Origin of the sequence: Rossellomorea aquimaris, assembly GCF_003315075.1 — a bacterium.
Classification (GTDB): domain Bacteria; phylum Bacillota; class Bacilli; order Bacillales; family Bacillaceae_B; genus Rossellomorea; species Rossellomorea aquimaris_C.
In genome coordinates, this window is sequence record NZ_QNRJ01000007.1 from 32,964 (window position 1) to 48,510 (window position 15,547).

Here is a 15,547-nt window from a genome sequence, read left to right on the forward strand (position 1 = left end):
AAAACGTTTTTAGTTAACGTCTTCGGGTAGGCTCTTTAATTATTCATTTACTTTGGTACCAAGCCTGCTGTTCATGCATGATCTTAAAATAGAGATAGTGAGTCTATCAGTACCCACTACGCACCACCGTTATTGCTTGGAAGAACTCGCCACGCTTCTTCAAGCACAAGTTCTTCTCCCTCAATTTCCTGCACATCGGTTTCAATCTTTGTTGCAGCAACCAAAACTGGAAAATGCTTTTCCACATACTCTTGATGGAATCTCTCATTTTTCCAGCAAGAAAACACTAGAAAATCTCTCATTCTCTTTTTCGAACTAGCAAATGATCTCCTAAGCAACCCTTCAGCTACGCTCATTCCTGGATTCCAAATCGTCTCTTGCATTTCAATAAAATGATCACTATGATCAGGTTTCACTTGTACCCTGGCCATTCGAACATATTTCCCCTTCTTTAACGCATGAATGATTCTCTTTTCCGAGCCAGGGATCGTAATATTTTCCTCATATAAAGATACATCGATAGACTTATAGGTACTTGATTGATTTGAACGAAAAAAGATTTCGTCATGTGCGTCATCCATAAAATGTTTATAAGCCTCTTGATTTTCCCAAAAAGCAAAAATACAGGCTGTTAATGGTTCCTTTTTACTCCACCCTCCAACCTGGCCCAAAAATCCGTTCAGTGGACTCAGCGCTTTCCATATTTTCTGCTCTTCGAAAAAATCTTCCTTACATTCCTCGCTCACTTTACACGTAATCGCTTTAATAATCATAGTACGGACTCCCTACTAAGAAATTTCAAGGGCAACGGTGTTCTCTTAATCTGAGAAATCGTTCTCAGAAAAGATTTATACCTTAATCAACACTTTCCCCTCATAATCACGACTCTCTATCAATTCATGTGCTTTTGCCGCATCTCTCAAATCAAAGATCTGTGCGACGGGCAGGATGACTTTCTTGGAGGCAAATAACTTTATAACCTGATCAGCAACAGGAGCTAAAAGTTCCGGTCGATGTTTCCTGGTCGTCCCTAAGCTGAAGCCTTTTACATTCCTGCAGGAACTATGAACATCGCTTGTTTTAAAGGTACCTGCTTTTCCACTGCTGTTGCCGAATTGAACAAGGGTTCCATATAGACCCAAACACTCCAGACTCTTGGAAGTGACTTCACCTGCTACTGAGTCGAAAATAACATTTGCTCCTTGATCATATGTGTTATTTAGAACTTCCTCTGCAAACGAATCGTATGTACAAACGAGATCTGCACCTAAGTTCTTCACATAGTTTTCTTTCCGGATGTTCCCCACAGTTGCAATGATCGTCTTTACCCCAGCCAGTTTTGCTAGTTGTACAAGCATTGAACCAACTCCACCAGCAGCACTATGGATGATGATCGTATCGCTCTTTTTCACTTGACCGACTTCATGTAAGAGAAGGTAAGACAAGATTGATACGGTCGGCATGGCAGCAGCCTGTTCAAGAGGAAGACTGTCCGGGATCTTAAATACCAATTGTTTATTTGCCTTCACATATTCTGAGTATGAGCCACCTATGGGAAAGGCGATGACACGGTCTCCAATGGAAAATGCAGACGATTTACCCACTTTCACAATGGTTCCCGAAACATCCAGCCCAAGGGTCAAGGGGAAGTTACCCTTCACTTTAGTACCTTTCCGTGACTTGATATCTGCATAGTTCACACTAGAAAATGCGGTTTTTATCAACACTTCATCTTCAGTTATTTCCGGGCATTTCACATCCGTGAATACAAGTACATCTGAATGTCCGAACTCATTTTGAATAACTGCTTTCATTAATTGTAGCTCCCTTATACAACAAAGTAGAATCTTCTGTATAACATATTTTCCCATCACTTACTCTTCATTCTACTGTAAAAAGGGGCATTCGAATAATATTAAAATTGAAAGGACAATCATAACCTTCTCTTATTGAAGACATCCAATAAAAAGCAAGCAGAAAAGATCCTGCTTGCTCTCGACTGCCTTTATTCAGCTTCAAATATTTTACCCTAAGCATGAAAGCTTGTAGAAAATAGGTATCTTTACTACCTACTTCTCATTCTCTCCATTCTCATACGTGCCATACTGACCATTCTCCGTATCAATGACTCCGCTCGTATAAGAATCCATGATCTGCTGGCTCACCTGTTCATTTGCCTGCTCATCATACGAAAACTGCTCTTTCGGATCCCTCTTCTTCATGTCGCTTCCCCCTTATACTAAGTAATCTATTCCCTAATATTGTTCGGAAAATCGTTACAGATATGCGTGGAAAAATATAGTATGATAAAGATAAGGAGGGGATAACAATGAGTTTAAAATATCAGAACATATTAGTAGCTGTCGATGGATCCAAAGAAGCCGAATGGGCATTCAAAAAAGGGATTGCCATCGCCAAACGGAATGATGCGATTCTTTCATTGATACACGTGATCGATACCCGTTCCTTCGCGGCAATCGAATCCTATGATCGTACAGTAGGAGAAAGAGCTATCAAGTATGCTGAAGAATTGTTAGAAGAGTACAAAGCAGAAGCTGCAGAAGCAGGGTTAACAAAAGTGAAAACCTATGTCGAGTACGGCTCCCCGAAAGTGATCATCCCAAGAGAAGCAACAAAGAACGTAGGAGCAGACCTTGTCATATGCGGCGCAACCGGACTCAACGCCGTCGAACGATTCCTCATCGGAAGTGTGTCAGAGCATATCACACGTGCTGCCCATTGTGATGTTCTTGTTGTTCGGACGGAAGAAGTGGAAGAGTAATTTCATATTAATCAAAAGAGCCGTTGAATGTAGATTGACTCTACGTTCAACGGCTCTTTTTATCTAGACTGATTGAGCAGTGAAGGTTTTCAAATGAGATTTCCCCTTCTCAATCTGAACCTTCACTTGTTCAAACCCGGTACCACCATACGATTTTCTTCTTTCAACTGCAGAATACGGAGTCAAAATCGAATATATATCTTCTTCAATCAATGAAGAAAACTCACCGTACTCCTTAAGCGAAACATCCTTCAGATAGCAGCCTTTTTCAATACAATAGAGAACCAGCTTCCCGACGATTTCATGGGCTTGTCTGAACGGAATCCCTTTCGTCGCCAAGTAATCGGCAAGTTCCGTCGCATTGGAGAAATCGTTGCCTACCGCTTCCTCCATTTGTTTCGTGTTCACCTTCATCGTAGAGATCATTCCCGTGAAAATCTTCAGGGATCCCACCACCGTTTTAACAGTATCAAACATACCTTCCTTGTCTTCCTGCATATCCTTGTTGTACGCAAGAGGCAAGCCTTTTAATACAGTAAGGAGAGAAATGAGATTCCCATTCACTCTTCCTGTCTTCCCTCTGACAAGCTCTGCCATATCAGGGTTTTTCTTTTGAGGCATGATACTGCTTCCTGTCGTAAAGCTGTCATCAAGCTCGATGAATCGAAATTCTTCCGTCGACCACAGAATCATTTCTTCCGCCAAACGGGAAAGATGCGTCATCATAATCGAACTGTTGCTCAGGAATTCCAGTATGAAATCACGATCACTTACGGCATCGAGACTGTTTTCATAGCATGAATCGAAGCCGAGCAGCTCTGCTGAATATTCCCGATCGATCGGGAATGTCGTACCAGCCAGTGCCCCTGCACCCAAGGGGGATATGTCGATTCGCTTTAGAGAGTCAACAAGTCGCTCCTTATCCCGATTGATCATCCAGAAGTAACACATCAGATGATGAGCGAAAGAGATCGGCTGGGCACGCTGAAGATGTGTATATCCAGGTATGATGGTTTCTACATTTTCTTCCGCCTGAAGGATGATCGCCTCCTGAAGATCCTCAACGAGCTTTACGATTTCCTCCACTCGTCTCTTTAGAAACAGATGCATGTCGGTCGCGATCTGGTCATTTCGACTTCTGCCTGTATGAAGTTTACCGCCTACCTCACCGATTAAATCTATCAGCTGCTTCTCCAAATTCAAGTGAATATCTTCATACTCGACAGAAAACTGAAGCTCATTCTTTTCGGCCTTACCGTATAGAACATGAAGTCCTTCAAGGATCTGATCGGCTTCACTTACTGTCAGGATCCCGCATTTTTTTAACATCTTTACATGGGCTATACTGCCTTCAATATCTTCTAGAACGAGCTCTTGATCGAAGGAGATGGATGCGTTGAATTCATCCACCCATTCTTCCGGCTTCTTTGTGAAACGTCCTCCCCAGAGCTTGCTCATAGAGTCACTTTCTCCTTCTTTTCAGCGTTGACCATTGCTGAAACCTTTGTCGGCAGACCCCATAATTGAATGAATCCAACGGCAGCATCATGATCGAATTCATCGGCTTTTGTGTAAGTTGCGAGTTTCTCATCATATAAAGAATTAGGCGATTTTCTTCCTTCCACAATCGCATGCCCCTTGAATAATTTCACACGTACAACGCCATTCACATACACCTGCGTTTGATCAAGGAATGCTTTCAGCGCTTGATTCAGTGGGGAAAACCATAATCCTTCATAAATCAATTCCGTCATTTTCTTCTCGATCACAGGTTTAAAATGAGCAAGCTCTTTCACAAGCGTGAGATCTTCCAGTTCTTTATGCGCCTTTAACAGCGTGACGGCAGCCGGACACTCATATACTTCACGGGACTTGATCCCGACCAGGCGATTCTCCACATGATCGATACGTCCGACCCCATGCTTGCCAGCGATGACATTAAGCTTTGAAATGATTTCATGCAGTGGATATGCAACGTGATCCAATTCAACAGGTACACCATGTGAGAATGTAATCTCGACCATATCCGCTTCGTTCGGTGACTCTTCAATACTGGACGTTAAATCGTATGCATCTTCTGGAGGAGCAGCCCATGGATCTTCAAGAACCCCGCACTCATTGCTTCTTCCCCATAAGTTCTGGTCTATGCTATAAGGAGAATCAAGATTGATCGGAATAGGAATACCCTTGTCCTTCGCATATTCAATTTCTTCTTCACGAGACCATTTCCATTCGCGAACCGGCGCAATCACTTCTAGGGAAGGATTGAGAGCCGCGATGGATACTTCAAATCTCACCTGGTCATTCCCTTTTCCGGTACATCCATGTGCGACCGCCGTAGCATTTTCCTGCTCAGCGATTTCCACAAGTTTTTTGGCGATCAAAGGTCTTGATAGAGCAGATACCAGTGGATATTTCCCTTCGTACAGGGCGTGACTTTGTAAGGCAAGAAGGGCATATTCATTCGCAAATTCTTCTTTCGCATCGATTACAAAGCTTTTTGTAGCTCCGACCTTCAACGCCTTTGCTTGAACGAAATCCAGATCCTTTCCTTCTCCCACATCCAAACAACATGCAATCACTTCATATCCTTTTTCCTTTAACCATTGCACCGCAACCGACGTATCTAAACCACCTGAGTAGGCTAATACCACTTTTTTATTCATCCGTATCTCCTCCTGTTGATTTTATATATAGTGAATATTTATTCTTTAAGATGAATTTATATTAGCAGTTAATGAGAGATACATCAATACTTATTCATAAATTTGTATAAATATTTTATCGGCGGATTGTGAGATTGCCTTCCTGCTGGGATTGTCGGTTCATTTATTGTAGGATGAAAGAAGAATGAAAAGTAAGGAGCATCCATATAGATGAAGAGCGAATTTTTTTCATATAATTCAAGGCTAGGAATTCAACTTCCCCGGTTGTCGAAGGATTGGACTACTTATTCTTCTCAAGAACAAGAAATGGTCCTTCTTGAATGGGAGCGCGTGCGGGGAATGATTCCTGACCGGATCCAGGAAATTGAAGTGGAAATTGAGAGACTGCAGACGGAATTGGCTCAGGCAGACCATTTCGACAGATCCTGCATGATCAATGGAGAGATTTCCGAGAGAGCTTCAGAGATCAATGATTTATGGATTTGGTACCGGACCACTCCGGATAAAACACAAAGGGGAATGATGTGAGCTCATCATTCCCCTTTGTTTATTGGTCATTTTTCTTATCACGTAAATAGCGGTACTGATAATATTTTTCCGCAAAATCGGTAATTTTTCTGGAAAGCTGATAATTCGAACCCGCTCCGATGGCGATGCTGACAAGGGGCAAACCTGACCACTTCTTCCCTTTGAACATGGTGATGGCCATGGCTTTAAGCGCCTGCTTCATGGATCCTTCCAGCCACGTGTAATCCGTCAGCTGCTCCGATCCATCATAGAAGTAATTGGAATCCTTCTTATTTAAATCCTCCATCAAATCTTCCCACGCAAGGGCACGGAGCCTTGCCGGAAGGGTCGCTGCATGAAACACTTTCAGTGACGTCATCATTTCAAATGGGGTCTGCACATCAAATCCATAGGTGATGGCAATGAGCTGCACCGAACGAAGATTGATGACGAGCATGGCAGGCAGATCCGAACCGATCGCCACCAGGCCGCCGGTACCGGTCACCCCTCCTTGTAACAGAGAGTAGATGCGATGTCGTCCCGCATGCTGTTCCGCTATGTAATGAAGCTGGTCAATCGTTAAATAATGAAGATCTTCGACCGTCTGAATGTCTTGATTAAAGGCTCGTGCCGTCACAAGGATGCGCTCACGGGCGTCATTTTGCATCTGTGAACCTTGAATCAGAGAGTGCATGTGAAACAACCAGCCATCCAGGCGCTGGAAAAATTGAGCCTGAACATCTTCAGGGATGGATTCAAATGCGTAATCCAACCATTTCACATATGTATGCTCCAAATCATTCGCTTCGTATTCAAATAATTCTCCTCGCCACGCTTTAATCGACTGCCATACCTGATTATCTCGTTCTGACCAATTCACTTCTCCCACTCCTTTTACATTCCTTAAATTACGTATAGTATACCATATCTAGGGAACACAATTCTTTCTTACCAAGAAAGCATTTTGAATACTCTGTTATTTTTTACCCACAAAAAAATACAGGATCACCATTAATGGTGATCCCGATCATTTATTAGATATTCCCTTTTTCCACTACATCACGTGCAATCATGACTTCTTCGTTTGTTGGAATGATCATGACTTTTACAGGTGAATGCGGGTAGTTGACGAATGCTTCTTTCCCACGGACCTGATTACGTGCCGGATCCCAGTATACGCCCATGAATTCCAAGCCTTGAAGGACTCTTTCACGGATAAGCGTACTGTTTTCACCGATACCTGCTGTGAAGACAATTGCGTCTACACCGTACATGCGGGATGCATAAGAACCGATGTATTTATGGATACGGTTGGCGAACACTTCAAGAGCCAGTTCCGCACGCTCGTTACCTTCTGAAGCCTGTTGCTCGATGTCACGAAGGTCACTTGAGAACCCGGATACACCAAGCATACCGGATTTCTTGTTCAGGATGTTCAATACTTCATCAGCCGTTGATCCTGTTTTCTCCATGATGAACGGGATAAGGGCCGGGTCGATATTACCTGAACGAGTACCCATGGCAACCCCTGCTAAAGGAGTGAAGCCCATTGACGTATCGATGGATTTACCGCCTTCGATCGCTGCGATACTTGCACCATTCCCAAGGTGACAAGAAATCAGGCGAACTTGCTCTTGCGGACGACCAAGCATTTCCGCAGCACGCTCAGACACATACTTATGGGAAGTACCGTGGAAACCATACTTACGGATTCCGTAATCTTCATAGTACTCATAAGGAAGGCTGTATAAGAATGAGCTTTCCGGCATGGATTGGTGGAAAGCTGTATCAAAAACAGCAACCGCTGGTACATTAGGCAATACATTATGGAATGCCTTGATACCCGTCAGGTTTGCCGGGTTGTGAAGTGGAGCCAAATCAGAAAGTTCTTCAATCTTAGACACTACTTCGTCCGTAATCAGAACGGATTCATTAAAGACCTCGCCACCATGTACGACACGATGTCCGATCCCGTCGATTTCATCAAGTGAATCGATGATGCCAAAGCCTGTCAGCTTTTCAAGCAGCATCTTGACCGCTACTTCATGGTTAGGGATATCTGTCACTTCTTCACGTTTCTCATCATTCACCGTTATATTAAATACCGCATCATTCAGTCCGATACGTTCAATAAGACCCTTGGTAATAACCGTTTCTTCAGGCATATCAAAAAGCTGAAACTTTAAAGAAGAGCTTCCAGCATTAATTGCAATCACTTTTTTTGCCACGTTGTATCGCTCCTTTTGTTTTCGATCTATTGACTCTTATTTATTCTGTTCATTGAATCATTTTTTATCTCTCAATTCCCCATTAAATCACTGACTCCCCTCCATTTCAAGAAAAAGCTTGAAATGACATCGTTTTCATGTTAAATTAAATATTTTCGCAAAAATTAGAATTCGTGGTGATATAGAGATAGTAGCGTGGAAGTTGGAGCTTGGAGGTCGACGCGGATTTTGTCGAACCGTACAGAACGGTTGATATATGGAAAATACGGTTTATATATTTTTCAAACGGTCGATATATCTGGATAAAGGTCGATAAATCCGATTAACGGTTGATAAATCCAAAAAACAGTCGTTAAATCGAATGCCTCGTTTCCTTCATACCCGAAACAGAAGGGCAATAAAACAAAAAAACAAGACCGCCATAGGGCAGTCCTGTCAAATGCTATTGTTTATTCTGTGCAAGCCACTGATCGATCTTGGACATGATGTCCTGCAGTGCTCGTTGATTCGATAGGCTTGGCAGCTGTGCAAGCAATACTTCTTTAGGTGGCTTCTGGCCATCTTTTTTCTTTTGAAGGACCAGGATGCTTTTCGCTGAGTTTTTGTTTTTGAATAGGGAAAGTGGCAGTTGTAAGAAGCCTTGGATGTCTGCCTTTTCTTTCAAATACGTTTGCAGCTGTGCACTGTATGGAGATTCGAAAAGTCCATTTGGCACGATGAAGAAAAGGTATCCTCCGTCTTTCGTGTGCTTCAGGCTTTGTTCTATAAACAGATGATGGGCATATGAATGGCCTTCTTCTGCTTTCAACTCATAATCCTGTGCTCGTAAATCGTTCGGGTAATAACCGATTGGCAGATCACACAACACAAGGTCTACGGGATCGATGAACAGCGGTTCGATTGAATCCTGATTGAAGAGCTGTAATGGATGTTTTTGAAGGTCGGCACCAACATACGCAAGTTTGATTAATATTTCATCAATTTCGACCCCGATGGATTGTGTTTCTTTTCCTGGCATTTGATTTAATACCGTCGTCAGGAGGTTTCCCGTTCCGATCGCCGGGTCCAGGATGGTTAGTTTGTCCGTGCCCCGAGTGAATTTATTGACTAAGTAGCTGATAAATAAACCAAGAGAGTCCGGTGTCATTTGATGGTTGGGCTGTACGTTTTCTTTCATCCCTTTTAATATCGCGAACTGAAAGGCTTTACGGATATTTTCATTCTCCAGCTGAGAAAGACTCACCTCATCGTACTTTTTGTTCAGGCGTTTCTTCGTCAGTTCACTTATTTCCTCTTGCAGGACGTCACCCTGAAAAAGGTTTTCCCCTGTTTCGGCAACGGCTTCTAAATAACTGCACGCTAATTCCTCTTGCAGCAGTGTAGCCGTTTCATCGATTATTCCAAATAATGATTCGACTGGTGAATTAATCATCGGCACTCATTCCTTTATCACAATTTCATTCATCTATTTTACCTCTGTCCACTACGTTTGTAAAAAAAACAATGCTGACCTTGGGTAAATCAGGTCAGCATGTCTAAGCATTGTTCAGTTGGGACGGGATTATTTAGCGTTCTTCACTGCTTCAACGGCAGCGTCATAATCCGGGTGATTCGTTGCTTCGCTCACATATTCCACATAGGTCACTTCATCGTTGCTGTTTAACACGAACACAGCACGTGCAAGCAGACGAAGCTCTTGAATGTGTACGCCGAATGCTTCACCGAAGGAAAGGTCGCGGTGGTCGGATAGAGTTTGAACATTCTCGATTCCGTTTGCCCCGCACCAGCGCTTTTGAGCAAATGGAAGATCCACGGAAATCGTCAATACTTCTACATTATCAAACTTTGTTGCTTCTTCATTGAATTTTCTTGTTTGTGCATCACAAACACCTGTATCGATGGAAGGAACGACACTGATCAAACGCACCTTGCCTTTGGAATCATTCAGTGTGACTTCCGATAAATCATTAGCTAATACTGTGAAGTTAGGAGCTTTGTCCCCTACTTTTACCTCATTACCTAATAGAGTGACAGGGTTATTCTTAAACGTAATGTTTGCCATTATTTGTTCCTCCTCCATAATGATATGTACATGTTAATAGTACAGAAAAACGATACGGTAAAGCAAATAATAGGGGTTCTTTTCAAAAAAAAAGATGAGCTCACTCATTCTAGAGTAAGCTCTCTATCTTTTACAGATCAAGTTTTTGATTGTGATTACCCTGACTGTTATTGTCCTGCTTGTTATCGTCCTTTTTCATCATACCCTGGATCTTTTCGATGGCACCGGGAGCTAAGTCCAGCAGGCGATCGATCAGATGAGTGCTTTCATCCAAGTGAAGCATCTTGATTCCTTTTGAACTGACGATCAGGAAAGCGATCGGCGTGATGGAGACACCGCCCCCGCTACCTCCACCGAATGGCTGCTGTTTAGGGGATGACTTGTCACTTCCTCCGTCTCCGCCTTTTCCGCCACCGTCATCTTTTCCTTTGCCGCCATCAATGATGAACTCACTTCCGCCTGCAGCAAATCCAAAGCCAACCTTTGATACAGTCAGGATGACACTTCCATCGGGTGTTTCAACGGGATCACCGATAATCGTATTCACATCGATCATTTCTTTTAAATTCTCCATTGCCGTGGTCATTAGACCTTCAATAGGATGTTCTGACATGTAAAGACCTCCTTATTAAACTGAATGTTTTTCTCCAGAAAGTGTGGAAAGGGGTTTTGTCTTGAACTTAGCCATACCGCCTCTCCAATACCGAAGTATCTTGAAACCTACTAGGATAGCATTCCCTATGCGAAACTGGATAATACATGAAAATTGAGTTTGGATCACAGCGTGCTGGAAAGTCGGTGTCACCTCTATGACGGGCATGGATTGAAGCCGCATATACCCACTCAGAATGCCGATGATACTCCCTTTCATTCCCCAGATTGTTCCTGTTAAGGTACCTGTTGAAGCTGCATCACCAGTGCCGAATAACGTTTTCCATTGCACATGATCCAATTTGACCTTCTTGAGAAACGACCTGATGATTCTGTGAAGTGATTGGACATGTATGATGATCTCCTTCGTATCATTCAAACTATCTATAAAATCATTTGGAGTGATTTTCTTTTTAGAAACTTTTTTATTTGATGGATTGCTTTCATTCCCTTTTTTCTTCTCTTCCTCGAACACGACATTCGGACCATCGTCATCGAGTTTGACTAACGGAATATCGATTGTATATTTGAGCAAGCCAAACCATGCCCTCAGCTTCACCTTGAAATGGTCATTATCATTTCCATGGTACAGCGAGAGAGTAACGGTCAGCTTCGTAATAATAAGAAGAAATAAGATTAACAAGATAAGTGCCATAATGATTAATAACGCCCAAATCCACCAGCTCATATTTTCACACCCTTCAACCTCTTATTATGGCCTTTGCCTGGGAAAATAAACTAAGGAGGAGAGATTTTGTGCGGGGTCGGGCTTGTTTTATGGAAAAATTTGAAGAAATCATTTGCGACCTTGTATTTTTTCCGGCCACGGGATGATTCCAGGTTAACGAGGTGGCCATCCAGACGACACCTTTCTAATAATTGCGTCGTTCTCCTTAGGAATTGCGTCTTTTTTTCATTTATTGCGTCTTTTCTAACCTTAATTGCGTCTTTTTACGATTAATTGCGTCGCTTAAAAAATATATGCGTATTTTTACATTTAATGGAAAACGAAAGGCTTTCACCTCAAAAAAAAACCAAACCCATATAAACAGGTTTGGTTTCTATTCATAGTGCCGGATTAAACTCCAGCTTCTTCTTTTCCTGAACCACCGTCGTATCAGCAAACAAATCGTGTATCCCTTGTTTTTTATTCGTAAAGGCTACGACCACGTAGAGAATAAAGATCGTAGTAGAGATAAATCGGCCGATCAGCTCTCGAAATATTATCGTTCCCCACGAAGGCTTTCTTCCTTTTAAATCGATGACCTTAATGCCGAAGACCATTTTACCGATTGTTTGGCTGAAGTATTTGGTCATCAGAATGAAGTAGCCATAGAAGACGATACTTGTTAATATCGAAATCGGTGCAAACATGGAGCCTTCTGAAAGGGAAATATCCAATAGTTTAAAGACGGGATTCACGACTAACCGGGTAATGCTGCCAATCACGATAAGGTCCAGTAAGTACGCCCAGAACCTTATCCAAAATCCTGCCAGGTAATATCCATCGTGATTCATGAGCCTTGATGGATCAGGAGAAGGGGAATCGATTTCGATTCGCTCCCGCTCTTCATCATGTCGTACAGAACGATCTTGTGTGTCACTCACTTCCTTCACCTTCCTTATTCAGAGTATAGATACATTAATCGCGGAGAATTCGGCTTGGATAGCAGCTTCATTAATGCGGCTGCTTCCATGTCCTGCCCTATCATTTTCTTTGCACCCATACTGAAGAATTCGGAGAAAGGATCGCCTGCCGTATATTCAAATACTTGAGCACCTTTTAACTTATAATCTTTTTTCATGGCTTCGATGGTATCCTCTACATAGCCGAATTCGTCAATCAAATTGACTTCTTTCGCCTGGATCCCGTCATATACTCTTCCGTCAGCGATTTTCTTGACCTCTGCTTCTGACATATCGCGGCCACTTGCAATGACATCGACGAATCCTTCATAGGAGTTATCGATCATCGACTGTAGTATTTTTCTTTCTTCTTCCGTCATTTTACGGGTCGGGCTCATGATGTCTTTATACGGTCCGCTCTTGATGGTCACGAAATCGACTCCATATTTCTCTGCGAGCTCCGAGTAGTTGATGCTTTGCATGATCACACCCAGTGAACCGGTCAGTGTTTCTTTGCTGGCGAATATTTTCGTAGCCGGGGCAGATATGTAGTAACCTCCGGAAGCTGCCGTGCCCCCCATTGATACATAAATCGGCTTTTTCGCTTTATCCATGATTTCGACAAGCTTCGAATGAATCTGAGCACTCTCCACTACGCCGCCGCCAGGGGAGTTCACTTTTAAAATAATTCCTTTGACAGATTTATCTTTTTGAACCGCATCCAGCTTATCCATAAAGAGTTCGTGGTTGTATCCCGGGCTTTCAAATAGAGAATTAGCGCCTCCCGTATCCTGAATGACACCCTCTACTTCTAAAACAGCGATCCGTTTCTGAGCATTCCCCTCATCGATCACTTCTTCTGAAAAAGGGTTGTCTGTTGCGCCAAGCATGTCTTCAAAGGCTTTATTAAAATCACCGGTCGCAGCAGATGTAGCGAAATTGACTACGACAGAAACAAAGAATAACACTACAGCAATCCCTAATGCCGTCCATCTTTTTGCATTCATCTTGTATATTCCTCCCTTGTTTACCCTATCTTATGTAAGGATATGAATATCATTCTCATATGAAAACATGATAGAATATTCACTAAGTTAGATTCTAGCAAAATTTCATGGAAATGGGAAAAATTATCTTATTTTTTTATTTCAGGGAGGGTACATACGATGAATAACCGACGAAATATTTATTTCTATGCCTTAAAAGAAAAAGGGATGCAGGCAAAGCTGGACCGATTATACGAGCTTGCCAACCGTTATGATTTCAATATTGTCGATTCTCCAAAGACAGCGAATATCATTGTCAGTATCGGAGGGGATGGAACGTTTCTTCAAGCCGTCCGCCAAACCGGCTTCAGACAGGATTGCCTGTATGCAGGTGTTTCTACAGGTGGAACTCTGAGTATGTATTGTGACTTCCATATTGATGACACATCCAAAATGATCGAAGCGATGACAACCGAGCAAATCGAGGTACGCAAATATCCGACCATTGAAATCACCGTCGATAACCAAACCTCCTTCCATTGCCTGAATGAATTCAGCATCCGCTCCGGCATCATCAAAACCTTCGTCATGGACGTATTCATCGATGATAATCATTTTGAAACGTTCCGTGGAGACGGGATGATCATCGCGACACCGACGGGAAGTACCGCTTATAATAAATCGGTCAGCGGCGCAGTGGTGGATCCGATGCTGCCTTGTATTCAAGTGAGTGAGATGGCGTCCTTGAATAATAACCGCTACCGTACGCTTGGGTCTTCCTTCATTCTAAGCGATAAGCGCCGCCTGGTTCTTAAGATCGTTCAGGACGGTAATGACTATCCTGCAATGGGGATGGACAATGAGGCTCTCAGTATTCAACACGTGGAAAAAGTCGAAGCGAAGTTAAGCGATAAAATCATTAAAACGGTCAAATTAAAGGATAATTCGTTCTGGGAGAAAGTGAAGCGTTCGTTCTTGTAAAATAATGGGGGTCAGAACCTCTCTGTTGCGCCAAATTGTGAACAAAACCAAGGTCCGTCCCTATACAAAACGCTCCAGCACATACTGGAGCGTTTTGTACTTCATCAAGCGGATAATCTCGCTTCCCGTCTTCGCTTTCGGGCGTATTGCACTCTTGAAGCTGTAAAGATCGTTAAGGCGAGCCATATGAACGTAAACGAAATGAGATGGGTGAATGAGAATGTTTCGTTATAGACCCATATGCCGAGTATCAGAGTGAGGGTCGGTGCAATGTATTGCAGGAATCCGACCATATAAAGCGGAATTAGTTGAGCACCCTTAGAAAAGAACAATAAAGGGATGGCGGTTACCGCACCGGCCCCGATCAGTAAGAGGTCCGTCCCTGACGATACATGGAAAAGGGACAGGGATCCTTCATTATACATGTAGCCTAAGTAGAGTAGTGACACTGGTGCAATGGTCAGGGTTTCCAGGGTCAGGCCGATGGAGGATTCGACTTGGATGAGTTTTTTGGCTAATCCGTATAGTCCGAAAGAGAATGCTAGACCGACCGCGATCCATGGAAAGTCCCCGTAGGATATCGTTAAAATCAGAACTCCGATCGCTGCCAATCCAAATGAGACCATTTGTGCCTTTGACAAGCTTTCCTTCAGGATGAACACCCCTAACAATACGCTCACAAGGGGATTAATATAATAGCCCAGACTCGCTTCCACCATTTGATTGGTATTCACGGCCCATATATAAATGAACCAGTTCGTACTGATCAATAATGAAGCAAGGAGTAAGGCAAACAGCTGCTTCTTTTTCGTAAGAGATGTTTTTAAATATACGGTAAAGTCCTTCCAGCGTTTACTTAGGAATAAGAATAAGAGCATAAACCAGAAGGACCAAAAAATGCGGTTAGCGAGAATCTCATAGGCGGAAACATGATTTAACCATTTCCAATAGATCGGGAGAATTCCCCATAAAAAATATGAAAAAGCTGTGTAAATGATTCCAGCTTGATCTTGCCTCATAAAAACACCCCCAAAACTATTTCCGTTTCCGAAATATCT

Annotated in this window: 17 protein-coding genes; 3 read left to right on the plus strand and 14 right to left on the minus strand. The window is 42.8% G+C overall.

All coding sequences use genetic code 11. The annotated features are described in order from the left end of the window. Positions 1–116 precede the first annotated feature (116 nt). The 3 genes from DET59_RS11055 to DET59_RS21650 all read right to left on the minus strand — a co-directional run bounded on the left by DET59_RS11055 (position 117) and on the right by DET59_RS21650 (position 2,222). Positions 117–773, minus strand: a complete 657-nt coding sequence (locus DET59_RS11055; protein ID WP_113969744.1) for a YdbC family protein — start codon at positions 771–773, stop codon at positions 117–119. Positions 774–848: 75 nt separating this feature from the next. Then, positions 849–1,814 carry a quinone oxidoreductase family protein gene (locus DET59_RS11060; RefSeq protein WP_113969745.1) on the minus strand — a complete coding sequence of 322 codons (966 nt, stop codon included), beginning with the start codon at positions 1,812–1,814 and terminating at the stop codon, positions 849–851. A 255-nt stretch (positions 1,815–2,069) separates the two neighbouring features. After that, positions 2,070–2,222, minus strand: coding sequence for a hypothetical protein (locus tag DET59_RS21650; protein ID WP_181778127.1), 153 nt, complete (start codon positions 2,220–2,222; stop codon positions 2,070–2,072). Positions 2,223–2,329: 107 nt separating this feature from the next. Here DET59_RS21650 and DET59_RS11065 point away from each other — a divergent pair, with 107 nt between their 5' ends. Further along, positions 2,330–2,782 (plus strand): universal stress protein, encoded by a 453-nt coding sequence (locus tag DET59_RS11065; RefSeq protein WP_113969746.1) that lies wholly within the window; start codon positions 2,330–2,332, stop codon positions 2,780–2,782. A 63-nt stretch (positions 2,783–2,845) separates the two neighbouring features. Here DET59_RS11065 and argH read toward each other — a convergent pair whose 3' ends face one another. Both argH and DET59_RS11075 read right to left on the minus strand, forming a co-directional pair. Then, positions 2,846–4,240, minus strand: coding sequence for an argininosuccinate lyase (gene argH / locus DET59_RS11070; protein WP_113969747.1), 1,395 nt, complete (start codon positions 4,238–4,240; stop codon positions 2,846–2,848). Next, a complete protein-coding gene (locus DET59_RS11075; protein ID WP_113969748.1) occupies positions 4,237–5,448 on the minus strand; it encodes an argininosuccinate synthase in 1,212 nt (403 codons plus the stop codon). Before DET59_RS11075 ends, argH begins: the two co-directional genes overlap by 4 nt. 210 nt (positions 5,449–5,658) lie before the next feature. Here DET59_RS11075 and DET59_RS11080 point away from each other — a divergent pair, with 210 nt between their 5' ends. After that, positions 5,659–5,976: a hypothetical protein gene (locus tag DET59_RS11080; RefSeq protein WP_113969749.1), complete on the plus strand. Its 318-nt coding sequence runs from the start codon at positions 5,659–5,661 to the stop codon at positions 5,974–5,976. A gap of 19 nt (positions 5,977–5,995) precedes the next feature. Here the strand turns inward: DET59_RS11080 and DET59_RS11085 are convergent, their stop codons facing one another. The 8 genes from DET59_RS11085 to sppA form a co-directional block, all read right to left on the minus strand. Further along, positions 5,996–6,835, minus strand: a complete 840-nt coding sequence (locus DET59_RS11085) for an EcsC family protein (RefSeq protein ID WP_113969750.1) — start codon at positions 6,833–6,835, stop codon at positions 5,996–5,998. 154 nt (positions 6,836–6,989) lie between these two features. Further along, complete coding sequence (locus tag DET59_RS11090) at positions 6,990–8,183, minus strand: acetate kinase (protein WP_113969751.1); 1,194 nt, start codon at positions 8,181–8,183, stop codon at positions 6,990–6,992. Between the two features lie 442 nt (positions 8,184–8,625). Then, positions 8,626–9,612, minus strand: coding sequence for a class I SAM-dependent methyltransferase (locus DET59_RS11095; protein ID WP_113969870.1), 987 nt, complete (start codon positions 9,610–9,612; stop codon positions 8,626–8,628). 132 nt (positions 9,613–9,744) lie between these two features. Further along, positions 9,745–10,245: a thiol peroxidase gene (gene tpx / locus DET59_RS11100; protein WP_113969752.1), complete on the minus strand. Its 501-nt coding sequence runs from the start codon at positions 10,243–10,245 to the stop codon at positions 9,745–9,747. 130 nt (positions 10,246–10,375) lie between these two features. Further along, on the minus strand, positions 10,376–10,858 hold the full coding sequence (gene ytfJ, locus DET59_RS11105) for a GerW family sporulation protein (protein ID WP_113969753.1): 483 nt from the start codon (positions 10,856–10,858) through the stop codon (positions 10,376–10,378). 15 nt (positions 10,859–10,873) lie between these two features. Beyond that, positions 10,874–11,584 (minus strand): DUF2953 domain-containing protein, encoded by a 711-nt coding sequence (locus tag DET59_RS11110; RefSeq protein WP_113969754.1) that lies wholly within the window; start codon positions 11,582–11,584, stop codon positions 10,874–10,876. A gap of 377 nt (positions 11,585–11,961) precedes the next feature. After that, positions 11,962–12,414, minus strand: coding sequence for an RDD family protein (locus DET59_RS11115; RefSeq protein ID WP_113969871.1), 453 nt, complete (start codon positions 12,412–12,414; stop codon positions 11,962–11,964). 104 nt (positions 12,415–12,518) lie between these two features. Next, positions 12,519–13,529: a signal peptide peptidase SppA gene (gene sppA / locus DET59_RS11120; protein WP_113969755.1), complete on the minus strand. Its 1,011-nt coding sequence runs from the start codon at positions 13,527–13,529 to the stop codon at positions 12,519–12,521. Between the two features lie 159 nt (positions 13,530–13,688). Between sppA and DET59_RS11125 the strand changes: the two genes are divergently transcribed. After that, on the plus strand, positions 13,689–14,489 hold the full coding sequence (locus tag DET59_RS11125) for an NAD kinase (protein ID WP_113969756.1): 801 nt from the start codon (positions 13,689–13,691) through the stop codon (positions 14,487–14,489). Positions 14,490–14,593: 104 nt separating this feature from the next. Here the strand turns inward: DET59_RS11125 and rarD are convergent, their stop codons facing one another. Next, entirely contained in the window at positions 14,594–15,508 is a 915-nt protein-coding gene (gene rarD / locus DET59_RS11130; RefSeq protein ID WP_113969757.1) for an EamA family transporter RarD, read from the minus strand. Between the last annotated feature and the right edge of the window lie 39 nt (positions 15,509–15,547).